This window comes from bacterium, assembly GCA_037127815.1.
Classification (GTDB): Bacteria; Patescibacteriota; Minisyncoccia; order Phycocordibacterales; family CAIZLB01; genus CAIJKW01.
Genome location: JBAXXP010000003.1, coordinates 1 through 20960, shown reverse-complemented (window position 1 = coordinate 20960; position 20960 = coordinate 1). Strand labels below are relative to the sequence as shown.

Here is a 20960-nt window from a genome sequence, read left to right as displayed (position 1 = left end):
TATGATAAAACAAATATCAAAAACTGATTTCATTCTATATAGAGAATGCCCAAACAATACTTGGGTAAAGATACATAATCCTGAAAAGTATGCAGAATTTCCAGTTTCAGATTTTGAAAAATCACTTGCTGTAATGGGAAATGAAGTTGAGCTACTAGCTCGAGGAATGTTTCCAGAAGGTATAATGGTTGAAGGTCGTGGGGAAGAATCACAAAAGCAAACCAAAAAACTCATAGATGAACACACACCAGTTATTATTCAAGCTGTTCTTGCAACAGACAAATATCTAGCCGCCACAGATATTTTGGTTTGGAATGAAGACGTTCAATATTACGATCTATATGAAGTTAAAATGTCCTCTACTTTTGAAAAAGAAGAGGGGGGTTTGAATCTGATGATGAAGATGATGAGAATAATGAAAAAGAAGAAAAACCAAAGGTTAATAAAAAGAAGGAATTACAATATGAATACGATGTCGCGTTTCAGACAAATGTATTTGAAGAATGTGGGGTTCATATAAACAAAAAGTATTTAATTAGATTAAATAAGAAATATAGAAAATGTGGCCCACTAGACTTCACCGTAAATGGACTGTTTGTTAAAGAAGATAAAACTGAAGCTGTAGAGAAATTAATGCCCACAGCTTATATTGAAATGGATCAGGCTTATTCATACCTATCCAATCCAAATATGCCAAAAGGTCCTTGCCCTTGCTATTACAGAGGACGTAGCGCTCACTGTACTACTTTTAGCTATATAAACCCTGAAGTACCAAAATATAGTGTCCATGACTTAAATAGAATAGGGAATAGCAAAGCTTATTTAAAAGAATTACTTGATGAAAATATACTAACTATAGATAGAGTCCCTGAGGATAGAATTCCTAAACCTTCAAAGCAAAAAAATGGTCAGCCTGGTAAGCCAAGAAAGCTGAATCAAGTAAGAGTACACAAATCAGAAGAACCTATAATAGATCTTGAATCTATTAAGTTAGAATTAAATTCTTTAACCTTTCCATTGTACTTTTTAGACTACGAAACCTATCCAACAGCCATACCAATATTTGATGGTTATCGTCCTTATCAACATATAGTATTCCAATACTCACTCCATATATTAAGTGAAGAAGATGCTAAAAATGGTACAGAGCCAAAACATGTAGATGATTTGTTTTTAGACGGAGACCCTGCTGAAAGAATTGTTGAAAGTTTGAGAAAAAATATAGGTGATAAGGGTAGCGTCATATCTTGGTATAAAAAGTTTGAAAATTCACGCAATAAAGAACTTGCTTCTTTAATGCCACTGCAATATGAATTTCTTCACGATGTTATCAAGAGAACTTATGACCTAATGGATATTGTCGAAAAACAATATTATGTTCATCATGGCTTTGAAGGCAGATCATCTATTAAGAAAGTTCTACCGGTAATTGCTCCAGCAGGCCCCGAATATTCCTATAAAGCACTAGGTGTACAAAATGGAATGGATGCCATTGAAGCTTATCGAAAGATAGAAAAAGGTGAGTTGGTTGGTAGTCAGGCTGAAGAAAAGAAAAAAGAGATGCTCGAATACTGTAAATTAGATACAAAGGCGATGTATATAATCTGGAAACATTTTTGGGATTTAATAAATAAATAACTATATGGATAATACTACAAAGATAAGTAGCAATAGCCTGGTCTACTCATTTATTTTTTCCTCCTTTTCTTGCGCTCTTGATTGTCCTCTTAATTATTCCAGCAAGTCCTTGATCCTGAAGCGAAATCACATGTTCTTTTGCTATCTCTCGTTTCTTGTACCTGGGGTGATTATGTTCAAGCCAGTATTTAGCACATCCGACATCTTTGGATCTAATCCCATTCAATATAACCGATTCAGCTGTGTCATTGTTAACGTCTATTCCTTCTAATTTAGCTTCTCGAACAAGCTTTCTGAATCTTTTGATCTTTAAGAGCCGATAATAACTTGATCGTGCTATCCCGGCTTTCTTGCAAGCAAAATCAATAATTCCGTGTTTACGCAATTCGCTGAGCAGTATTTCTTTTTGATCATCATTTATCATTGATTTTAATAGGTTCCTTGCCAGTTAATTTTTTCCACCTGTTCAATATAACTTCTGCATAGACTGGAGATTTTTCCATTAAGAAACATCTTCTTTTGAGCATCGTAGATGCTATGAGTGTCGATCCACTTCCGCCGAATGGTTCAAGAACAAGTTGGTTCCTTTTTGTTAATACCTTGATATATGGAATCAGTATCTCTGTTGGTTTGGTTCCAAATATAATTCCTTGTCCAGATGATTTCTCATCCGCTGCTTTGTATTCAATAAAGTCAGTTGGACAATACTTTTTATTTTTTCCATACGACTCCCAATGTGGTTTACCTGAAATGGCAAATAGGGAAGTCTGGTACTCATTGTCTAATAAATTATCAACTTCACTATTGGTATTTAATTTGGTATCATCTGAAGAGGTTCCGACCATTGCAATATCATGTTTTGAGAAGAATTTGTGTTTGCCAGCATATCCTTGATTTCTGTTTGGTAAGTGCCAAACAATCATGTTTCTGACTTTCCAATGTTTTTCCATTTCACCCCATATTGTGCGAATATTCTTCCAGTTCTCATAACAGATTATTGAGAAGTCGGGTGCTTGAACTTTTGCAACGTTGTTCATCCACAGTTCTGTAAAATCATCGGGTAGAGATTCAGTTTCAAGGTATCGCCTGTTTTTCTTTGCGCCAAAACCAGTCGTCGCTTCACCGTGACGAGTTTTGCCGTTTAAATAATCAAGTAGATATGGGGGATCAGTCATGACCATGTCTACCTTTTCTCCATTGCATAGTTTAATCATATCTGACTCTATTGTACTGTCACCACACATAAGTTTTGATCCATCTAAGTCATAGACATCACCTTTCTGTACAGAGATTTTATCTATACTTAATTTTTGTAATTCTTTGTTTAGGTCAAATTCCTGCTCTGTACTTTCTTCTTCAAAAATACTATCTATTTCTTCACTTGAAAATCCAATATCAGAAAGAAAAGACTCATCAAATTCAGCCAGTAGTTCAAGATCAAATTCTCCAGTATTTTTGTTCAGACGTAAATTTAACTCCTTTTCTTTCTCTGTATCAGGAATATCAATGTAAACAACGGGCACCTTTTCATATCCTAATTCTTTTAATATTGATGTCCTAAAATTCCCACCAATTATTATATTCTTCCTTGCGTCAGCAGAGTTTACTAATATTGGATCTACCGCACCGTATCTGGTAATTGATTCTCTAAGTTGTTCTTTGGCGGAGTCGCTCCATTTACGAGGGTTATACTCTGCGTTCTTAAGTTCAGAAATTGAGACATACTCAATAACCAACTTTTGATTAAAGTTATCATTCATATTATTATTTATTTTTTAATTATTAATTTCTAACCGATTCGGATTTCACTTTATGTGTTTTGAGCTTCGCACTTTACACTTGAAGTCTTATCATGTTTTTATTTTAAACAATCAAATATAAAAGGGAATAGGAAGTGTTGATAAATTTATTTGGAGATTTCTTTATTGCTGATATTTCAGTAATAACGGAAAAATATAAAAAGTTGTGACACATTAGAGTTTTATGTGTCAATATCGTTGTTGACAATATTGCGTTAACAGTATAAGCTTACATCAATGTTAACACTAGGTCAGTATATTAGAGAAGAAAGAGATAAAAATGGTACTTCTTTAAGGGAGTTTGCAAAGAAGATCGGTTGTTCTCCTGCGTTTATATCAGATATAGAGTTGGGTAAGAGAAATCCATCTGAAGAAGTTTTTGCTAAAATAGCAAAGTATTTAAATATTTCCTTGGATGAATTAAAAAAGCATGATACGCGCCCTCCAACTGAAGATCTTAGAAAATTAAATTTGAATCCAAAGTTAGCGTTTGCCTTTAGAACACTTATGGATCGAGACGTTAAGCCTGAAGCTTTGATAAAGTTTGCTGAAAATTACTCTAAAAAAAAGAATAAGGATAATACAAAATAACATGAGAAGTTCTAGATCTTTTAGCGGCCCAACAAAAGAACGTCCCTTCTACAAACTCGAAGAAATAGAGGAAATATGTGATGCTGAATTGATCAAACTAAATTTGATGCCAGAGAATCCCGAACCTATAAGGATAGATTGGTTTGTGGAGAAAAGATTTAAGACCACTCCTCAATATGAAAGATTGCCAGATGGGATCCTTGGTTTTACAAAATTTGGTGCTAATGGAGTGGAAAATATCGTTGTTGATAGCAAGTTGGATGAAGAAGGCACGGTCGTGTCAGAGAGAAGAGTTCGTACAACCCTAGCCCACGAGGCGGGGCATGGATTATTGCATGCTTATCTGTTTGTTGTTGGTGTAAAAACCAAAAAATTATTTGATGATAGTCATGATGATACGCTAAGAGTTTTATGTAGAGACATTAAGGGCGTAGAAAGTAATACCAAATACAATGGACAGTGGTGGGAGTATCAAGCCAACCGTGCTATGGCAGCTTTATTGCTCCCGAGAATTTTAGTTGGGAAAGCGATCGTACCATACCTAGTTAGTAGGGGAGTATTTGGTATTATGGCATTAGATCAGAATAAAAAAGATGAGGCCATTTCAGCGCTCTCTGATATTTTTAATGTTAACCCAGTCGTTGTTAAATTTAGGTTGGAGGAGATGTACCCATTGACAGATTCTCAACAAGGTTGCCTATAATTTTTTTACTTGCAATGTTAGCTGTGTTAGCTTACACTGTACCCCGTACCAATTAATTTAAACAACCATGTCATCAAAAAACATACACACAGTTCCAAATGGTAAAAGGTGGGCAGTAAAAGAAGAAGGATCTTCTAAGCCTTTGTCTACTCACAGCACAAAAGAATTAGCAGAAAAAAGAGCTATAAGTGAAGCAAAATCACGCCATTCAGAACATGTTATACATGGTAGAAATGGTCAGATACAAGATAAGGATAGTTATGGTAACGATCCATCAAGGATAATAGATAAAAAACATTAAAATTTAATTTCAATAAAATATATGTCAATACATCAAATTACACACATAAGAAAGCCTGATAGATATAGCAACCATGAACACATTACCCATGTTGGAAACTTGTCTGAGGGATGGATTATAACACGTGAAGATGCTATCAGTAGAATTAATAGTGGCACAAATAATTTCTTTGTAATGACAGGACAACATCGTTCTGAGGTTGGGATTGTAAAGCCTAACAATGGGATGAAACCATATCTTCGCACTCATGCCGATGGTTATTGGAATGACAACTTACTATCGTTACCACAATGTTAAAATAATTCTTATTGTATGAGTAAAAAAATCTGGAGTATTCCTGTGATAGCAATTTACCTATATGTTGTAACCATTCTCACTCAAAGTGGTTTTTATTCTTACTTTGGAATCCCTTCTAATTTTGTAGAGGCTTCCGTCGTGTCTAATACTGTTTATTTTTGGGTTATACTCAAAGTTCTTGTCACCCTAGCTACTTCTTGGGGTTGGTGGTGGTTATTAATTATATCGGCAATAATAATTATTGTGAAGATATTTGGTAGGTATACGTTAAGCGCCATTGCTGTAATTATGGCCATTTTAGCTTATAATTCCTTTGATTTTGGAATTTCACAAGCGTCTAGTATGCAATCTTTTTACATGATTTCTACAGGATGCCAAGGTCTTGATCAAGGCCAAAGATATATAATTCCAGTCATGCATGAAGATATAGGAGTATTAATTCCTATAGACATAAACAATAAAATTGATGATGGATTTATTGTTAAAAATCTTTCAGGACTAGACTGTAAAATACAATACAAATATGTCGGTTTAATAAAAAAATAATTACAAAAAAATGAACAATTCAAAACAAGAAATCACGGAGGAATTGATTAAAAGGATGTCGATGAAAATACATTCAGCATATGTTTCTTATCTTGTCTGGAAATGGTTAGAGCAGTCACGTAATATAAATGCTGGTGAGGAAAGAGCCTATAGAAACGTTGAGGTTATGAATCATCAATCGAATTTTTTCCATGTTGCTCTGCAGGGTTCCTTTTATAGTTTTATTCTAGATTTGTCTGTATTTTTTGATAAACAAAAGCCGGCTCTAAGTCTGGAAAATCTTTTACTTCACACAAATACAAGCGAGGAAAATATAGAAAAAATTAAAGCTATCTTAGCTCCACACGATAAAATTATTCAACAAATCAAGAAAGATATAAGGGATAAGGATGTTGCACATTTCGACATTGGTGTTGATCGAACTAAGCCTAATATGATTTTATATAAGGAGACAGAAGATTTGTTTGCTGCGGTTCAGGAAGTATTCAATCTGATTAGTGAAAATTTTAACGGCACTTTATATTTTTGTGCTCCAGATGAAGAATCAATTAGTTTTGAGATGGAATATTTACTAGATAATCTAGAAAAAGGTGAAAATAAGAGGAAGGAGGATATCTATAAAAACCTTCCATTGCCTGAGAACGTCTTTAAGTCTTAACTTATTTTTTCTTAAATCTTTTATTCCAATCTTCTTTCCATTCTCTTGCTTTTTCTTTAACCCATAATCTGTCTTTCTTCTTTTTATTTCTATCGTATGATTTTCTAATGGGGTTATTCGCCATTTTTAGGTCTGGATTTTCTTTTTTTAGAAAAATACATACGTGTTCCTTACCTTCATTATTTAAAACAGTTCTAGCTTTTAATCGTCCTTCTCTTATAAACTTTCTTATTGTCACTGATCTGACTTTAAGATCATTGGTAAGCTTCCACATTGAAAAGTAACTATTGTCATTGATAAAAGCGAATGTTGGTAGCACACCTTCTTTTAAGGCTCTCTGACAGAGTAAACATTTAAATCCGTATTTATCGTACCAGCCTGTCTCTTGATTGGCTGCACCTCCACAGATTTTACAACTGTAATGTCCTTCAGGAGGAAAACCTCCAGGCTCATTCTTTAATTTCTTATTTCTCTTAACTTCTTTCATGGCAATTTCAATAACAAGTTCAGCGTAGCTCTGCATGTTGTATGCCGCCTTATGAGCTTCTTCATCAGTCCAGTTTTCACCGCTTCTTTTTGCGATGTCCTTCATTTCTTGAACTTTTTCTTCTGTAATTTCCATATATTTATTGGTTAATTTATAACAAATGAGAAATGGTCTGCACTGTCTCATTTGTCTCATTTTAAACCAAAAAAGGAGAGACCGAGACGGGTCAATATGATACAATAATAATCGTTTAATAACCCTTACGGTGTCTCACTGTGTGAGGTTCTAGACCGGAGTACACAGCTAGTTTTAAGTCTTATTTATCAACGTATTTTTTGGGTAGGGTAGTGTGAGGTTCGAACTTGTTTAGACATGGTATACTTTTAGTTATGAAAAAAGTTTTTATAATTCATGGTTATCAAGGTACTCCAGATGGGGGTTGGAGACCTTGGTTAGTAAAAGAATTAGAAAAACAAAATATTTCTACTGAATCTCTTGCCATGCCTAGTGCCGGCAATCCTGTTTGCGATGAGTGGATAGATGAAATTTCAAAACATGTCAAAATTAATAACGGCAATGAGATATATCTTGTAGGTCACTCCCTTGGGTCAACTGCAATTTTACGTTATTTAGAAAATAATGAATCTGAAAATATTCACGGTGCAGTTCTTGTTTCTGGCCCATCTGAGAATAATGGTAATACTAAACTGGGTAGTTTCTTAGATAAAAGTTTTAATTTTGAAAAGATGAAAACAAAGTGTAAAAAATTTGTAGTGATTCATGGGGATAATGACCATGTTGTCTCGTTTAGTAATGCCGAGACATTGTCTAGAGAATTAGGTGGAGAATTGATGGTTGTTAAAAATGGAGGACATTTAAATGGTTCAGCTGGTTGGCTTGAACTCCCACAATGTTTTGACGTATTAAACAAGATGATGAATAGCTAATGCTATTAGACCTTTAGATATGTCAGATTATTAATCATTTCAATACTCAATCTAATCCTCCCATACATCCCTTGAATCCTTGGTAGTTCAAAGATGAAAAGTAAGATGTGGTAATTTTTCTAGAGCTAGAACCACCATCTCTTTTGTGATAAAATGACTAAATCATGGAAGAAAAAAACATCTCTAAGAATAGTAAAATCGCACAATTTCTCATATTTAGTGGTGAAACTGGTGTACCTAAAATTGAGGTTAGGATAGAAGGTGAGATGATCTGGCTAACTCAAAGGCTTATCGCAGAGCTGTTTGGTGTTTCTATCCCAACAATAAATTAACACCTTAAAAATATCTTTGAAACGGCTGAATTAAAGGAGAATTCAGTTATTAGGAATTTCCGAATAACTGCTGCTGACGGAAAGAACTACGACACAATGCACTATAACCTCGATGCCGTCATAGCCGTGGGTTACAGAGTAAACTCCAAAAAAGCCACCCATTTTCGTATCTGGGCAACTAATATAATTCGTGAATTTATCATTAAAGGGTTTGTCCTTGATGATGAACGTCTGAAGCAAGGAGAGAAAACATTTGGTGTTGATTATTTTAGAGAATTGCTAGAGCGAGTCCGTTCCATTAGAGCAAGTGAGCGCAGAATCTATCAACAAATTACAGATATATTTGCTGAGTGCAGTATTGATTATGATAAAGACTCTGGGGCTAGTCAGGAATTTTATGCTATGGTTCAAAATAAATTTCATTTTGCAATTACAGGTAAGACGGCACCTGAAATAATTTACAACAAAGTTGATGCAACCCTGTCACATATGGGTCTTGCTACTTGGAAAAAATCTCCAACAGGTAGAATATTGCAATCCGATGTTATTTTTGCAAAGAATTACCTAGAAGAAAGTGAAATCAAAAAACTTGAAAGAGCGGTTACAGGGTTTTTTGATTACATTGAAGGTTTAATTGAAAGAAGTAATACTTTTACAATGAAAGAGTTTGCAGAGAGTGTTGATAATTTTCTAACTTTCAATAAGTATCAGGTTTTGGATGGTAAGGGAAAAGTCTCAAAGATAGACGCTGATGAGAAAGCTATTTCAGAATATAAGGAGTTTAATAAACATCAAAAAATTGAGTCTGATTTTGATAAGGAAATAAGGAAGATGACTGAAGGGGGTCGGTTTAAATAATTTATTTATAAAAATTTTAAAGGAATAAGAATAATGAAAAATAACAAAATATGGTTTGTTAATAAAACTTATGGATACGGATGGACTCCTGCAACTTGGGAAGGTTGGCTTGTGCTGCTTTTGTGGCTTGTTATATTCATCCCATTAACATTACTAATAAAACATAATTTGATTTTAGGTCTAACAGGAATATTCTTTGACACAGGTTTGTTGCTATATATTTGCTATAAAAAAGGAGAGAAACCTCGTTGGCAATGGGGCAAAAGAAAGGATCTTGATAGAAAATAATATACTAAGTGGTATAATGTGTGTATGAATATATTATACACTTTTATTGGTATACTCTTTCTTTGGTCCATTATAGGATACTTTTCATTTCGAGTTGAGAATACGGAATATTCAGTATTGGAATCTAAAAAGGGATATGAGGTACGATTATATCCAGCGCATATAGTTGCACAAACTACCGTAAATGGTCCTTATAAGGAATCTCTAAGTCAGGGTTTCAGTATTATTGCTGGGTATATTTTTGGTGGTAATACTAAGAAAGAAAAAATCGCCATGACTGCTCCAGTTGTCGAAAATACAGCATCATCATCTGAATCTATTGCAATGACAGCTCCTGTTACCGCAACAGTTGAGGGAGATTCTCATGTTATTGCTTTTGGTATGCCTCGTTCATACACTCTTGAAACTCTTCCTGTTCCAAATGATGAACGTGTAAAAATTGTTACAATTCCTGAAAAGAAAATGGCCGTAATCAGATTTTCTTGGGGACGAACAGGGGCGCGTGTAGAATCAAAGAAACAAGAACTACTGAATGCTTTAAAAAAGGATAATATTAATGTAGTCGGTGGGGTACAATATGCCGGATATAATCCACCATGGACGCCACTCTGGATGACTCGTAATGAAGTTTTGGTGGAAATTATATGATCATATTTTTTATATCAATGGTCACACTGATACTTTCGCTGATTCATTTTACTATTTATAAATTCATAGTAACGATCTTTTCTTTGTCTGCAACATGGAGAATTTTTACAGGAGTCCTGTTAGCGATTCTTTGTGTTAGTTTTCTAATCGTTTCAATCCTAACCTTTTACTTTAATAATTCATTTACCAATTCTTTATATACTATTTCAGCATCCTGGCTTGGTTTTTCTGTATACCTATTTTTATTCTCGCTTCTATTTTTCATAGTATCAGGAATTCTGCATATTTTTAGTCCTAATATTTCTTTGCTGTATTTTGGCATTTTATGCTTCATATTGCCTTTTGTTTTTGGAGTTTATGGCCTTGTTCATGCTAGAAATGTTATTGTAAAAGATATTAGTGTTACTATACCTAACCTTCCAATTAATTGGAAAGATAAAAAGGCTGTGTGGGTCAGCGATTTGCACCTAGGTGCTGTTCATAGCCAGGATTTTGCAAAAAATATTGTGTCTAAAATAAATGAAATTAATCCTGATATAGTTTTCATTGGAGGTGATATTTACGATGGTGTGAAGGTTAATGAATCTGAAATCATTAATCCATTTATTAATTTACACCCAAAATTTGGTGTATATTTTATTACAGGGAATCATGAGGAGTTTAGCGACAGCAAGCATTTCCTAGATGCTATCAGTAGTGCTGGTATTAAAATACTTAATAATGAAATGGTTATAGTGGATGGCCTGCAATTAATTGGTGTTGATGATCGTGATTCAATTGATGCTACAAAATTTGAATCAATTCTTTCAGGATTGAACATAGATAGAAATAAAGCCTCTATTCTTTTAAAACATCAACCTTCTCAATTGGCAGAAGCTGCAAATGCGGGTATTTCTTTTCAGATTTCAGGACACACTCATAAAGCTCAAATATTGCCCCTTAATATATTTACAAATTTAGTTTATAAGGGTTATGATTATGGCCTTAAAAAAATGAATAATATGAACGTATACACCTCAAGCGGAGTAGGAACATGGGGTCCACCCATGAGAGTTGGGAGTGATGCTGAGATAGTGGTCTTTAGTTTCTTAAATAGTTTCTAGTTATACAATCTTTAAAACTATAAAGAAACATTCATCCTATTTCCTCATCACACCATTATTAACCTTCTCCATTAGTTTGTTGACCTTTCTTTTGTATCTTATATAAAAATAAAACATCAAGCTAACGATGGCTGCAAAAAAGCACCAAACAGATGTGAATGTATATTCAAAGAAAAACCATGATACAAGACCTAAAAATCCAATTGTAATTCCAAAATATCGTAAAATATTGATACTTGAAATACAGAATGAACCAACAACGGCAAGTAGGTAAGCTAGAATAACAAAATTTCTGAAAGGAAAATCAAAGCTATAGTTCACGCATGAATTGATTTTATATATGTCCAATGGGCCCGTTATGAGAACTGTTGTGAAATAAATCGCCACAGCTGAACCTGCAAGTATAAACCAGCCTAATATTTTTCTCTCAGCTTTGTCTAATAGATAAACCACGGATGGTACATATACTGGCCATATAATAAAGGAAAAAAATAAAAAGAAATATCCAATAATAGGCGATGAGTATCCGGAATTTAAATATAACCATTGTATTCCTTCGCAGAATTGCTGAATACTAAACATTATAGGAATTGCAGCAAGTACCTTATCTTTTTTATTTGCAGAAGCAAGAGACACCCCACCAAGAACGGCAAGGGCACCACTCGCTATAAAACTAGCTGATGCAGAAAAACACATGTCTGAATTGTATCACCTTAGTTGTATATAACATAACAGATCACAGTAATGTAGTGTAAGAAACGACGTGACTTAAAAAACTTTTTCCTTTATAATAAATATATGAAACCAACACTATTAGTTCTTGCTGCCGGAATGGGAAGTCGCTATGGAAAATTGAAACAATTAGATCCTGTAGGGCCATCTGGAGAGGTGATATTAGATTACTCGGTTTATGATGCAATTAGGGCTGGGTTTGGAAAGGTCGTTTTTGTAATTAGAAGAGACTTTGAAAACGAATTTAAAGATGCAATAGGTCCAAAGTTTATGGACAAGATTGAGGTAGAATATGTTTTCCAAGAATTAGAAAATTTGCCAGATGGCTTCACTGTACCTGAAGGAAGAACTAAGCCATGGGGAACGTCACATGCTGTTATGATGGCAAAGGATATTATAAATGAACCTTTTGCAATGATTAATGCGGATGATTTTTATGGTGCAGAATCTTTTCAAATAATGGCTGATAATTTAATTAATTCTGTAGACGTGGTTGGTGATAGTGATGATGCTGACGCTGAAAATTATTTTATGGTTGGTTATCCACTAAATAAAACCCTTTCTGATTTCGGATCCGTATCTCGTGGAATATCTGAAACAGATGAGAATGGTTATTTAAAAAATATTACAGAACGTACTCATATAGAAAAAACAGCAACAGGCGCAAGGTATAAAGATGGTGAGGATTTCAGAGAGCTTACTGGAAATGAAATGACATCAATGAATTTCTTTGGATTCACTCCTTCATATTTTAATCACTCAGAAGGAATGTTCAGAACATTTTTAGAAGAAAACAAAGAAAATTTAAAAGCTGAGTTCTTTGCTCCATTTGTAGTTAAAAAGCTTATCGATGATGAAAAGGTTAAAGTAAAAGTTCTCTCAAGTGATACAGAATGGTTTGGAATTACTTATATTGAAGACAAACCTTTTGTGGAGCAGAAAATCAGGGATTTAATTGCTGGGGGTGTGTATCCAAATAGTCTTTGGGGTAATTAGGGGGACAGTGAGGCTAGCAAAAACAGCCGTACTACATAAGTAGTGCATAACAAACATAGGAAGTCTCAAATCAACTACAACCCCTCGTCTAACCAGTGCGCGGGCTGTTTTATTTCCATGGTACAATAGTTCCATGATAATAATAAAAACAATCAAAGACGCAGATTTTGGACTTGATAACCCACAACCTGATGTATATAAAGAAAGGCGAGCAGGCCGAGCTATTGTATTTGATAAGGATAAAAATATTGCACTACTGCACGCGACCAAAAAGAATTTTCATAAATTACCAGGAGGGGGAGTAGAGGAGGGTGAAGATATTAAGGAAGCGCTCGCACGTGAGTTGGTGGAGGAGATAGGTTGTGTAGCTGATAATATTAGGGAATTAGCTATTATTGAAGAATATAGAAACATGCATGAGTTACATCAATTTTCGCACTGTTTCATTGCAGATCTAGTTGGAGATATAGGTGATTCAAAATTGGAAGAAGGTGAAATTGCCGATGGGTTTGAACCAGTTTGGATGAGTCTTGAAGAAGCTATCAAAACACTAGAAAGTGAAAAATGAGGTAGAAGATTACGGTGCTAAATTTATGAGACTGAGAGATTTGGCTTTCTTGAGGGAGGCTCAAAACCAAAACTAAAAGATGAATCAAAAACCAACCTACGATATGGGCGACGCCTCAGCTAAGATATTTAAAGGTAAATCAATATCTGCTCCAATAATAGAAATCTACGGTGAGTCTGCGGGCCTATTTTCAAACATCATAAAATCAAGGCTGCCTGATACGGGAAAAACGTATACATTGCTTGATATTGGGTCATCAAGGGGTGAGTTATTATCTGATATTTTAGATCTTCTACCAGAATATCGTTTTGACATAACCGTTACGGATACAAATCCTAATGCAATAGCAGAAAATTGTATAAATGGAAAAAAAATAGTGACAGATGCGGAGTCTTTACCGTTTGAAGACAAAAGTATTGATTTAGTAATAATGAGATACGTTCTACAGTTTAATCTTTTTGAAAATCAGAAAAGAATTATTGATGAAATATCTAGAGTTGTAAAAGGCTTTGCGATTATTCAACACGGTGGTGCTGATGACTTTAATCCTGAAGCTTGGCGTGAAGTTGTGGGTAAGATTTTTATCGATGATGAATTACCTCAAATAAAGAGAGATGGGATGTTTTTTTCATCATCTAATGAAATTGAAAATTATATGGATTCCAAAAATGTTAAATATGAAAGAGTTCTATCCAAGAAGATTTGGGGACTCTCGCAAGCATTTATTGAGAGATATTCATTAAGTGGTGAGCAGGCGTCATATCTTAGAGACAAGCTTGGAGATAAGGATTTTCTAGTCCAGACGACTTGGATAATATATACTTAACAAATGCAAATACATTTACTAACTAGAAATGATGGTAAACTAAAGGCGGCAAGAAGTGTCTTTGATAAATTTGGAATAACACCTAATAATAAATAATATAATATGAATAATAAACAGCCGGCATCTTTTTCTAAAGTAATAAAGGATTTTTTTGGGCTTGTAAGAATGAAAGCTGTTGCTTTTATTGTACTTACTTTAATAATGATATTCTTCATGAACCTTATGGGTTCAACTCTTGGAGGTATTTTTACACAAACAAGTTACATATTGGGACCTGTAATTCTGTACATACTATTATCTATTATCTTTTCTGCCTTTATAAGTAAGAGGCATTTTGCATTCGCATTTTTGATGTTAGTTATACTTTTGGCTGCGCTTTGGTTTAATGGATACACAATGGTCCAGAATAGAAATAGAATAGAAGTTGAGTGTTTAAAGGAAACTAATTCAAATAATAGAAATATGAAGGTTATTAAATGTATGCAGCAGAGAGGGATTCAATACTACAGATAGTATTTGGGGATGCAAATTAATTTTGTTCTATAATCTTAAAAGGTTGTAGAATAGAAACACTATTGAAATAACCATCACTTGGCAGAAAATTCCAAAAATGGGACGGCTATTTAAACTACGTTTTGAATGCATCCAAATGTGAAATTTTTGAAGACTTACGAGTGGTTCATGGCGCCACTTGAAGTAAACAAACTGCAGGAAGTCCGGCATCATTCCACCAATAGCACCAAATAGGATTGCTATTAAAGATGCGTGTCCAAAAGCGCCAAGTAGAATGAATGATAGGGATAGTCCAAGAAGTCCATCGAACCCTATTTTTACTAGGTCTTTTAGAAAATCTTTATTTATAACTAGGTCATTATTAAGTGGTTTTTCTTTGTTTTTTCTACTGCTCTTAAGTTTGTAATCCCAGTGAGGAATTGAATCCAAAATGAAATGACTTCCAAAGCCTATAGCAAAGCCTAGAATGGGGTTTTTTGGTATTAATGCTGTGAATGTTGCTCCGGTTACGGCGTGTGTGGTTAAAATCATTAATGATTATTCTATCATGTATTTGATTTGAGGTCAGTTAACACAGAGTCTAACCTAAAACTTTGATATTGTGCTAATATTATTACATGAAACTATATTCAATTCATGGTGGTAATATAGAGGATCTAAATAACAGGAAATATAATATCGGTGTCGGTATTAGTTTGGGTAATAAATATTTTACCGTAGAGAATATTGCAGGTTTGGTACAATGGGCTCTTGAATATACCAAGGATGGTGTGATTATTTATGTTGCAGATTCTATTCATGCAATAAATATAGAAGTGAGAAATAAAATGGTTTTTGAAAAGGCTTTGCTTAAGGCAAATAAGATGGGGGATAAGGTATTGGAAGATGCGGCAAATTATTTTTCAAATAATTTGCCGCCCACTGATTTCAAAAAGTTAAGATTCGTCAAATGGCAGGAAATTGTTGATGGTGAATATAAGAAAAAGACAAATTATCTTTACAATTTTTCTAAAAAAAATCCTGCGTTTAAAACAGATGTCCTTTCTATTGTTAGAGCTCTGGTATCAAAAGAGACAAGAAAATTTACTGAGGCTGACATAATCAGACTTGGCGATTATGTTATTGAAGAAATGCCTGAGCTGTTAAATAGAACTAATGTCAATGGTATTGTTTGCGACGCTTATTGTTATCCTACAGGAGGTACATTTTCTTCTTTTATTGATAAAATTCAAGCGGGTGAAATTTACCCAGAGATTAAACAAAACATAATTGATACAGAGCCAAAGGTATTCTTGGAGGTGAGGTAATATTTGGGGTCAGGCACCATGGTGCCTGACCCCAAATATCATAACTAAAGGTACTTCTGAATATTTAATTTATGTTCTTCATATGTTGTAGCACAATGTGTCACTCTGTGAGCGTCATGAATATAATATAAACATGTTGTGGAGGCTGGCTGAAGCACGGCCTTAATTGCTGATAGCCCAGGGTTTGAGATTGGATGTGGAGGTAGGCCTGTATTTAAATACGTATTATAAGGTGATTCTGTTTTCTTATCAGCTACAGTTATTGGAGCCCAATACCCAGCACCTTTGTCACCTCTTATGTATTGAAGTGTTGCATCTACCCCTAATGCCATGTCTTGATTTAGCCTGTTCCATAATATTCCTGCAATAAGAGGTGTGTCTGCATTGTTCGCTGCTTCTCGTTGAACAATTGAAGCTAGAGTTAATCCCGTAGTCCATTTAATATTCTGCTCGCTAAACTGAGGCAGTAGAGAGCTGAATTTTTCATTAAATTTTGAGACCAGTCTATTTGCAACCTCTTCAGGTTTTTCTACGATAGGTATAAGATATGTCTCAGGAAAATATACTCCTTCTGTATAATCTGGATTTACATTTGTGGCATCAATAAATTTTTTCTTGGCGATATTTGTCCATCCAAGATTTTTTGCAAGAAGAGATGCAATTTCTTCTTTTCTTAAGCCTTCTGGAATTATAATCCATTTCATATATGGCCCAGCTTTGATAGTTGAAAGCACCTGATTTGCCGTCATTGTTTTAGAGAGTTTATAGGCGCCAGGTATGAATGTGAATTTTGCTTTTAGTGCGGATGAGATGAATGAATCTTGGTCGACTATAAAACCTTTATCAAATAGATTCTTTGCAATCAATTCTGTTGTGGTAGCTCCAATTGATATTGTAAATTGATCTGTTCCAACAGGTAGGGGTATTACAACTTGAGCAACTGGCACGATTTTTGGTAAGGAAGGTTGGCTAACCGGAGTGGCAGCCTTGCTCTTAAGATTTGTTACTTTGCTAGCAGAGGATGTCGCTTTATCGGTATCAATCATTAATGTTGTATTTCTTTGCTGGGAAATATTTGTTCCAACCTTATTAGTGCTAAGCATCGCATAGATTATTGTAAATATAATAATAGTTAGAATAACTATGGTGCCCAAGATATAGTATTTTGTATTTTTTGAATTCATGTTTTTAATTATCATCAGTAATTATTTTCTTATAGAACCATCGCTTTGTAAATTCTACAGAAAATAGATAGACAATAGTGATTGATATAATAGCTAGTACTGGACGGATACCAAGCCTTTCAAATCCAAATATCTTGTTTACAGGAAGGTATACAGCGGCCCAGGCGAGCATAACTGCGCTAATTGTTGTTATAAGAAGAGCCTTACTTGGCTTGCTTTGAATAAAAGGTATCTTCTTTGTTCTTATAATGTATACCACAAAAGTTTGGGTGGCTATCGATTCTAAAAACCAACCAGCTTGAAATCCACCAACTGAGAGATGGAAAACAGAAAACAAAATGTAGAACGTTAAGAAATCAAAAATAGAAGAAAGTGGACCAAAGACGATCATGAAGAGTTTGAAAAAACGTATCTTAAACCTCTTTGGTTTTAGTAAGGCTGTTCTGTCAACTGAGTCTGTTGGGATTGCTAATTGTGATGAATCGTACAATAAATTATTTAATAAAATTTGAGGTGCTGTCATTGGGAAGAATGGCAATAAAACAGAAGCTCCCGCCATGGAAAACATATTTCCAAAATTAGAACTTAAGGACATCATTAAGTATTTAAGAGTGTTCAAAAATGTACGACGACCTTCAATAACACCCTCAATTAAATCGTTAAGACTTTTCTTCATCAAAATTAAGTCAGCAGTATCTTTTGCAACGTCAACCGCATTATCGACAGAAATACCAACGTCAGCTGCCCGCAGTGATGGAGCATCGTTAATACCGTCACCAAGAAAACCAATAACATGTCCACGCGATCTCAATGCTTTTATTATTCTTTCTTTTTGGTCAGGAGAAACTCTTGCAAAAATTGTTGTAGTTTCAGCCTTTATTCCAAGTTCTTGATCGGTAAGATGAGTAATATCGGATCCCATAAGAATACCCCTTACAGGAAGATTAATATCTCTAGCTACTTTTTCTGTGATTAAATCATTGTCACCTGTTAAAATTTTAATTTCAATTCCGTGCTCTTCAAGTTTTCTTAAAGTTTCGGCAACACTTTTCTTTGCGGGATCAATGAAAGCGATAAAGCCTAGGAATTCCATATGCTCTTCATCGTGCTTTGAATATTTTTTCTCCGACATTGGAATTACTCTCCTTGCAACAGCAAGCACTCGGAATCCATCTTTACTTAGTGTCTCATATTGATGTAATATTTTTTTTCGTAATTCTGCCTTTATTCTTTTTTCCCCGTCATGGAATGTACACACCTCAATAACCTGCTCAGGTGCACCTTTTGCAATAATAATATGTGTGCCGTCGACGCCTGCAATAACAGAATCACGTCTTCTTATATAATCAAAAGGCACCTCGTCTATTTTATTATATGAACTAATGTCCAGCGTCTTGTAATTTTTAATTGCATCATCAAGCGGGCTTTTGAATCCACTTGAGAATTCACTACTAACATAGGCAGCCCTAAGCACTTCTTCAGAATCATTCCCATGAATATCAATATATTTTACCAGCTCAATAGTATTCTCTGTTAATGTGCCTGTTTTGTCAGTACACAAAATATCCATGTTTCCAAAGTTTTGAATTGCAGATAATTTTTTAACAATAACTCCTTTCTTGGCCATAATCAGTGACCCTTTAGATAGATTGAGTGCTATGATCATTGGTAAAAGTTCTGGTGTTAAGCCAACAGCCAGTGCTACAGCAAAAAGAAATGATCCAAAAAAACTGTGCTTTAGAAAAGTGTCTATTAGGAATATAGAAAAAACTAACACAAAAGTTAGTTTCATAATTAGCACAGAAAATTCTTGAATACCCCTATCAAATTCTGTAGGCCCTTCTTGTTTAATTAATGATGCGGAGATATGGCTAAACTTTGTATTTTTTCCAGTTAATGTGACAAGCATTATAGCTCTACCTGTATTTGTACTACTTCCCATATATACCTCACTACCAATTTCTTTTTCAACAGGGAAGGACTCGCCAGTTAATTGAGATTCATTTACGAACAGGTTCTTTGACTCTTTAATTATTCCGTCAGCTGGAATTATGTCTCCTGGCATCAAAATTACAATGTCATTAGGCACCACATCAGCAAGGGGAAGTATAATTTCTTTTCCATCCCTTAGGACTGTTGCTGTAATCATCACCCGTTTCTTTAAATCCTCCGTTGCTTTTTGGGATCTATATGTGTTAATGAAGTCTATCGTGACGCTCATTAATATTATAAAAATAATTATTGACGATGTTACCAGGTCTCCTAGTACTCCAACTATAATTGAACTAATAACCAAGATTATTAGAAGTGGGTTTTTAAATCTAGCAAAAAATGCGAGAAAGGCTGAAAGTTCTTTTGCTTGAACTATTTTATTTGGGCCGTATTTTAGTAGTTGTTTCTTGGCCTGTACTGTTGTAAGTCCTTTTAGGTTCATATTATTATTATAGCTTGCTTGTAAAATAAAAAGTAGTAAAATATTGTTATCTAACACATATGATGTCACGACCTAAAAATTTAAAGGATGGCATTAAATATTACTTTTGGAAGTACATTGTGTCTCCAGTTTTTCCGTACATAAGAGATGGGCTACTTAAGCTTAGGATTATTTATCACAAAGGTCGTCAGCCGTATCATATTGGTTTTTTGGATTCCAAGAAGAAAGTCGAGGATTTTAGGAGGTATTTGGGTGGTATGGGTTTCCGTAATAACAGATTTGCCTGGATAGACTCTGATGAAATATTAAGTATGAGAATTTTTGATGGTTATAAGCATCAGTACCATATTAGGTTATTTAAGGACAGAGAAATACGCGCTCATTATGAGCAAACACCCGAGATTCACCCTTTTGGTCATTTTTTTGAAAGTGTTTTTGAAGCAAGAAGTTCTGAGTTCAAAAAATATTTAGGGAAGTGGTGTTTTTATAAATAGAAAACCCCCGACGCCATTGCTGGGTCGGGGGCATGTCTCTTGGGTTTGTTTGATGGAGCCTTAAATCTCCTTAAGTGCTTCCACCAGCGCCTTCGTGATTATCGTAGTCCGACTTGTCTTCTCATCAGAGAGTGTGAAGTGGGGATCTGCGGGGTCACCACCAAATTTTTCCGCGATGACTGACCCAACAGTTGTTGCCTCAAAACCACGCTTTTTGGCAATTTCCACGCAGTCCTCGGGGAACTCGAACCCTTCTGAGGTTTTGATGATTTGACGTCCTTCAGTGGTTAGTATGACAATCACTGCAACGTCCTGAGTCGTGGGCTTTTTCGCTTTGAAACGAATAATCCCACTTTCAATTCCAATTGCCATACTTCCAGGATCTCTTGCTTGCGCTCGTAGTGCGCGATTAAGTGCTCCTTTGAACGTCTCATCATGTCCAACAGGTTGGTCATTCTGCTCAGACGAGGCATAAACACCTGTAATGGTGGCCTCAATATCAAGGGCTTCAAAGGCCTGTACAACGGCCGCAAGTTTTTGGGAACTTGTGGAACCTAGGCTAACTCTAATTATTTTCATGAATTTGATTCGGGGGTTGGTTGTTTGACTTCCGATAGCATATTAGAACATTTTTTGGCTTTTGTCCATAGTTCGATAGGCACATTCAACCTCTAAGTGCACCACTCAACGCTTCTAATGGTGTCTTGAAT

General features: G+C 34.8%; 27 protein-coding genes and 1 pseudogene. 19 read left to right on the top strand and 9 right to left on the bottom strand.

Translation table 11 applies throughout. The features are described from left to right. Position 1: 1 nt before the first annotated feature. Both WCQ00_03040 and WCQ00_03035 read left to right on the top strand, forming a co-directional pair. Positions 2–520 carry a hypothetical protein gene (locus WCQ00_03040; protein ID MEI6042516.1) on the top strand — a complete coding sequence of 173 codons (519 nt, stop codon included), beginning with the start codon at positions 2–4 and terminating at the stop codon, positions 518–520. Between the two features lie 170 nt (positions 521–690). Then, complete coding sequence (locus tag WCQ00_03035) at positions 691–1638, top strand: DUF2779 domain-containing protein (GenBank protein ID MEI6042515.1); 948 nt, start codon at positions 691–693, stop codon at positions 1636–1638. Between the two features lie 46 nt (positions 1639–1684). On the opposite strand, the gene WCQ00_03030 is transcribed toward WCQ00_03035, so the two are convergent. Further along, a complete protein-coding gene (locus WCQ00_03030; protein ID MEI6042514.1) occupies positions 1685–2062 on the bottom strand; it encodes a hypothetical protein in 378 nt (125 codons plus the stop codon). Next, a complete protein-coding gene (locus WCQ00_03025) occupies positions 2052–3398 on the bottom strand; it encodes a DNA modification methylase (GenBank protein ID MEI6042513.1) in 1347 nt (448 codons plus the stop codon). Before WCQ00_03025 ends, WCQ00_03030 begins: the two co-directional genes overlap by 11 nt. A gap of 276 nt (positions 3399–3674) precedes the next feature. Between WCQ00_03025 and WCQ00_03020 the strand changes: the two genes are divergently transcribed. The 6 genes from WCQ00_03020 to WCQ00_02995 all read left to right on the top strand — a co-directional run bounded on the left by WCQ00_03020 (position 3675) and on the right by WCQ00_02995 (position 6533). Further along, the gene (locus WCQ00_03020) at positions 3675–4028 is read left to right on the top strand and encodes a helix-turn-helix transcriptional regulator (protein MEI6042512.1); all 354 of its coding nucleotides are present in this window, start codon (positions 3675–3677) and stop codon (positions 4026–4028) included. Position 4029: 1 nt separating this feature from the next. After that, positions 4030–4731, top strand: coding sequence for a hypothetical protein (locus tag WCQ00_03015; protein MEI6042511.1), 702 nt, complete (start codon positions 4030–4032; stop codon positions 4729–4731). Between the two features lie 67 nt (positions 4732–4798). Beyond that, positions 4799–5032 (top strand): DUF2188 domain-containing protein, encoded by a 234-nt coding sequence (locus WCQ00_03010; GenBank protein ID MEI6042510.1) that lies wholly within the window; start codon positions 4799–4801, stop codon positions 5030–5032. A gap of 21 nt (positions 5033–5053) precedes the next feature. Next, a complete protein-coding gene (locus WCQ00_03005; protein ID MEI6042509.1) occupies positions 5054–5329 on the top strand; it encodes a DUF3892 domain-containing protein in 276 nt (91 codons plus the stop codon). 15 nt (positions 5330–5344) lie between these two features. Then, positions 5345–5875 carry a hypothetical protein gene (locus WCQ00_03000; GenBank protein MEI6042508.1) on the top strand — a complete coding sequence of 177 codons (531 nt, stop codon included), beginning with the start codon at positions 5345–5347 and terminating at the stop codon, positions 5873–5875. A 10-nt stretch (positions 5876–5885) separates the two neighbouring features. Then, entirely contained in the window at positions 5886–6533 is a 648-nt protein-coding gene (locus WCQ00_02995; GenBank protein MEI6042507.1) for a hypothetical protein, read from the top strand. Between the two features lies 1 nt (position 6534). On the opposite strand, the gene WCQ00_02990 is transcribed toward WCQ00_02995, so the two are convergent. Then, positions 6535–7206: a hypothetical protein gene (locus tag WCQ00_02990; protein MEI6042506.1), complete on the bottom strand. Its 672-nt coding sequence runs from the start codon at positions 7204–7206 to the stop codon at positions 6535–6537. Between the two features lie 203 nt (positions 7207–7409). Between WCQ00_02990 and WCQ00_02985 the strand changes: the two genes are divergently transcribed. From WCQ00_02985 to WCQ00_02970, 4 genes and pseudogenes are all read left to right on the top strand, one after another. Beyond that, complete coding sequence (locus WCQ00_02985) at positions 7410–7967, top strand: alpha/beta hydrolase (GenBank protein MEI6042505.1); 558 nt, start codon at positions 7410–7412, stop codon at positions 7965–7967. A gap of 164 nt (positions 7968–8131) precedes the next feature. Continuing rightward, positions 8132–9157: pseudogene (locus WCQ00_02980) on the top strand (virulence RhuM family protein). Positions 9158–9190: 33 nt separating this feature from the next. Further along, entirely contained in the window at positions 9191–9445 is a 255-nt protein-coding gene (locus WCQ00_02975; GenBank protein MEI6042504.1) for a hypothetical protein, read from the top strand. 24 nt (positions 9446–9469) lie between these two features. Next, positions 9470–10093 (top strand): heme-binding protein, encoded by a 624-nt coding sequence (locus tag WCQ00_02970; protein MEI6042503.1) that lies wholly within the window; start codon positions 9470–9472, stop codon positions 10091–10093. Between the two features lie 166 nt (positions 10094–10259). Here the strand turns inward: WCQ00_02970 and WCQ00_02965 are convergent, their stop codons facing one another. Then, positions 10260–10427 carry a hypothetical protein gene (locus tag WCQ00_02965; protein ID MEI6042502.1) on the bottom strand — a complete coding sequence of 56 codons (168 nt, stop codon included), beginning with the start codon at positions 10425–10427 and terminating at the stop codon, positions 10260–10262. A 1-nt stretch (position 10428) separates the two neighbouring features. Here WCQ00_02965 and WCQ00_02960 point away from each other — a divergent pair, with 1 nt between their 5' ends. Next, positions 10429–11196: a metallophosphoesterase gene (locus WCQ00_02960; GenBank protein MEI6042501.1), complete on the top strand. Its 768-nt coding sequence runs from the start codon at positions 10429–10431 to the stop codon at positions 11194–11196. A 36-nt stretch (positions 11197–11232) separates the two neighbouring features. On the opposite strand, the gene WCQ00_02955 is transcribed toward WCQ00_02960, so the two are convergent. Further along, complete coding sequence (locus tag WCQ00_02955; GenBank protein ID MEI6042500.1) at positions 11233–11892, bottom strand: DUF6629 family protein; 660 nt, start codon at positions 11890–11892, stop codon at positions 11233–11235. Between the two features lie 102 nt (positions 11893–11994). On the opposite strand from WCQ00_02955, the gene WCQ00_02950 reads away from it, so the two are divergent. The 4 genes from WCQ00_02950 to WCQ00_02935 all read left to right on the top strand — a co-directional run bounded on the left by WCQ00_02950 (position 11995) and on the right by WCQ00_02935 (position 14831). After that, positions 11995–12924, top strand: a complete 930-nt coding sequence (locus WCQ00_02950) for a nucleotidyltransferase (GenBank protein ID MEI6042499.1) — start codon at positions 11995–11997, stop codon at positions 12922–12924. Between the two features lie 133 nt (positions 12925–13057). Further along, positions 13058–13492, top strand: a complete 435-nt coding sequence (locus tag WCQ00_02945; GenBank protein ID MEI6042498.1) for an NUDIX domain-containing protein — start codon at positions 13058–13060, stop codon at positions 13490–13492. Between the two features lie 79 nt (positions 13493–13571). Beyond that, the gene (locus tag WCQ00_02940; protein ID MEI6042497.1) at positions 13572–14318 is read left to right on the top strand and encodes a class I SAM-dependent methyltransferase; all 747 of its coding nucleotides are present in this window, start codon (positions 13572–13574) and stop codon (positions 14316–14318) included. Positions 14319–14420: 102 nt separating this feature from the next. After that, positions 14421–14831, top strand: coding sequence for a hypothetical protein (locus WCQ00_02935; protein MEI6042496.1), 411 nt, complete (start codon positions 14421–14423; stop codon positions 14829–14831). Positions 14832–14858: 27 nt separating this feature from the next. On the opposite strand, the gene WCQ00_02930 is transcribed toward WCQ00_02935, so the two are convergent. Next, positions 14859–15362 carry a hypothetical protein gene (locus tag WCQ00_02930; GenBank protein ID MEI6042495.1) on the bottom strand — a complete coding sequence of 168 codons (504 nt, stop codon included), beginning with the start codon at positions 15360–15362 and terminating at the stop codon, positions 14859–14861. Between the two features lie 86 nt (positions 15363–15448). Between WCQ00_02930 and WCQ00_02925 the strand changes: the two genes are divergently transcribed. Continuing rightward, positions 15449–16138: a tRNA-dependent cyclodipeptide synthase gene (locus tag WCQ00_02925; protein ID MEI6042494.1), complete on the top strand. Its 690-nt coding sequence runs from the start codon at positions 15449–15451 to the stop codon at positions 16136–16138. A 44-nt stretch (positions 16139–16182) separates the two neighbouring features. On the opposite strand, the gene mltG is transcribed toward WCQ00_02925, so the two are convergent. Next, positions 16183–17322, bottom strand: coding sequence for an endolytic transglycosylase MltG (gene mltG / locus WCQ00_02920; protein ID MEI6042493.1), 1140 nt, complete (start codon positions 17320–17322; stop codon positions 16183–16185). Between the two features lie 4 nt (positions 17323–17326). Beyond that, positions 17327–19756 (bottom strand): magnesium-translocating P-type ATPase, encoded by a 2430-nt coding sequence (mgtA, locus tag WCQ00_02915; protein ID MEI6042492.1) that lies wholly within the window; start codon positions 19754–19756, stop codon positions 17327–17329. Between the two features lie 59 nt (positions 19757–19815). Here mgtA and WCQ00_02910 point away from each other — a divergent pair, with 59 nt between their 5' ends. After that, positions 19816–20250, top strand: a complete 435-nt coding sequence (locus tag WCQ00_02910) for a hypothetical protein (GenBank protein ID MEI6042491.1) — start codon at positions 19816–19818, stop codon at positions 20248–20250. Positions 20251–20310: 60 nt separating this feature from the next. Here WCQ00_02910 and WCQ00_02905 read toward each other — a convergent pair whose 3' ends face one another. After that, entirely contained in the window at positions 20311–20829 is a 519-nt protein-coding gene (locus WCQ00_02905; GenBank protein ID MEI6042490.1) for a DUF84 family protein, read from the bottom strand. Positions 20830–20960 lie beyond the last annotated feature (131 nt).

Bases quoted from the DNA above. Each gene is read 5' to 3' on its own strand.
- WCQ00_03040 (MEI6042516.1), top strand. From the start codon at position 2: ATGATAAAACAAATATCAAAAACTGATTTCATTCTATATAGAGAATGC.
- WCQ00_03035 (MEI6042515.1), top strand. From the start codon at position 691: ATGCCAAAAGGTCCTTGCCCTTGCTATTACAGAGGACGTAGCGCTCAC.
- WCQ00_03030 (MEI6042514.1), bottom strand. From the start codon at position 2,062: ATGATAAATGATGATCAAAAAGAAATACTGCTCAGCGAATTGCGTAAA.
- WCQ00_03025 (MEI6042513.1), bottom strand. From the start codon at position 3,398: ATGAATGATAACTTTAATCAAAAGTTGGTTATTGAGTATGTCTCAATT.
- WCQ00_03020 (MEI6042512.1), top strand. From the start codon at position 3,675: ATGTTAACACTAGGTCAGTATATTAGAGAAGAAAGAGATAAAAATGGT.
- WCQ00_03015 (MEI6042511.1), top strand. From the start codon at position 4,030: ATGAGAAGTTCTAGATCTTTTAGCGGCCCAACAAAAGAACGTCCCTTC.
- WCQ00_03010 (MEI6042510.1), top strand. From the start codon at position 4,799: ATGTCATCAAAAAACATACACACAGTTCCAAATGGTAAAAGGTGGGCA.
- WCQ00_03005 (MEI6042509.1), top strand. From the start codon at position 5,054: ATGTCAATACATCAAATTACACACATAAGAAAGCCTGATAGATATAGC.
- WCQ00_03000 (MEI6042508.1), top strand. From the start codon at position 5,345: ATGAGTAAAAAAATCTGGAGTATTCCTGTGATAGCAATTTACCTATAT.
- WCQ00_02995 (MEI6042507.1), top strand. From the start codon at position 5,886: ATGAACAATTCAAAACAAGAAATCACGGAGGAATTGATTAAAAGGATG.
- WCQ00_02990 (MEI6042506.1), bottom strand. From the start codon at position 7,206: ATGAGACAGTGCAGACCATTTCTCATTTGTTATAAATTAACCAATAAA.
- WCQ00_02985 (MEI6042505.1), top strand. From the start codon at position 7,410: ATGAAAAAAGTTTTTATAATTCATGGTTATCAAGGTACTCCAGATGGG.
- WCQ00_02975 (MEI6042504.1), top strand. From the start codon at position 9,191: ATGAAAAATAACAAAATATGGTTTGTTAATAAAACTTATGGATACGGA.
- WCQ00_02970 (MEI6042503.1), top strand. From the start codon at position 9,470: ATGAATATATTATACACTTTTATTGGTATACTCTTTCTTTGGTCCATT.
- WCQ00_02965 (MEI6042502.1), bottom strand. From the start codon at position 10,427: ATGAAGCATAAAATGCCAAAATACAGCAAAGAAATATTAGGACTAAAA.
- WCQ00_02955 (MEI6042500.1), bottom strand. From the start codon at position 11,892: ATGTGTTTTTCTGCATCAGCTAGTTTTATAGCGAGTGGTGCCCTTGCC.
- WCQ00_02950 (MEI6042499.1), top strand. From the start codon at position 11,995: ATGAAACCAACACTATTAGTTCTTGCTGCCGGAATGGGAAGTCGCTAT.
- WCQ00_02945 (MEI6042498.1), top strand. From the start codon at position 13,058: ATGATAATAATAAAAACAATCAAAGACGCAGATTTTGGACTTGATAAC.
- WCQ00_02940 (MEI6042497.1), top strand. From the start codon at position 13,572: ATGAATCAAAAACCAACCTACGATATGGGCGACGCCTCAGCTAAGATA.
- WCQ00_02935 (MEI6042496.1), top strand. From the start codon at position 14,421: ATGAATAATAAACAGCCGGCATCTTTTTCTAAAGTAATAAAGGATTTT.
- WCQ00_02930 (MEI6042495.1), bottom strand. From the start codon at position 15,362: ATGATTTTAACCACACACGCCGTAACCGGAGCAACATTCACAGCATTA.
- WCQ00_02925 (MEI6042494.1), top strand. From the start codon at position 15,449: ATGAAACTATATTCAATTCATGGTGGTAATATAGAGGATCTAAATAAC.
- mltG (MEI6042493.1), bottom strand. From the start codon at position 17,322: ATGAATTCAAAAAATACAAAATACTATATCTTGGGCACCATAGTTATT.
- mgtA (MEI6042492.1), bottom strand. From the start codon at position 19,756: ATGAACCTAAAAGGACTTACAACAGTACAGGCCAAGAAACAACTACTA.
- WCQ00_02910 (MEI6042491.1), top strand. From the start codon at position 19,816: ATGATGTCACGACCTAAAAATTTAAAGGATGGCATTAAATATTACTTT.
- WCQ00_02905 (MEI6042490.1), bottom strand. From the start codon at position 20,829: ATGAAAATAATTAGAGTTAGCCTAGGTTCCACAAGTTCCCAAAAACTT.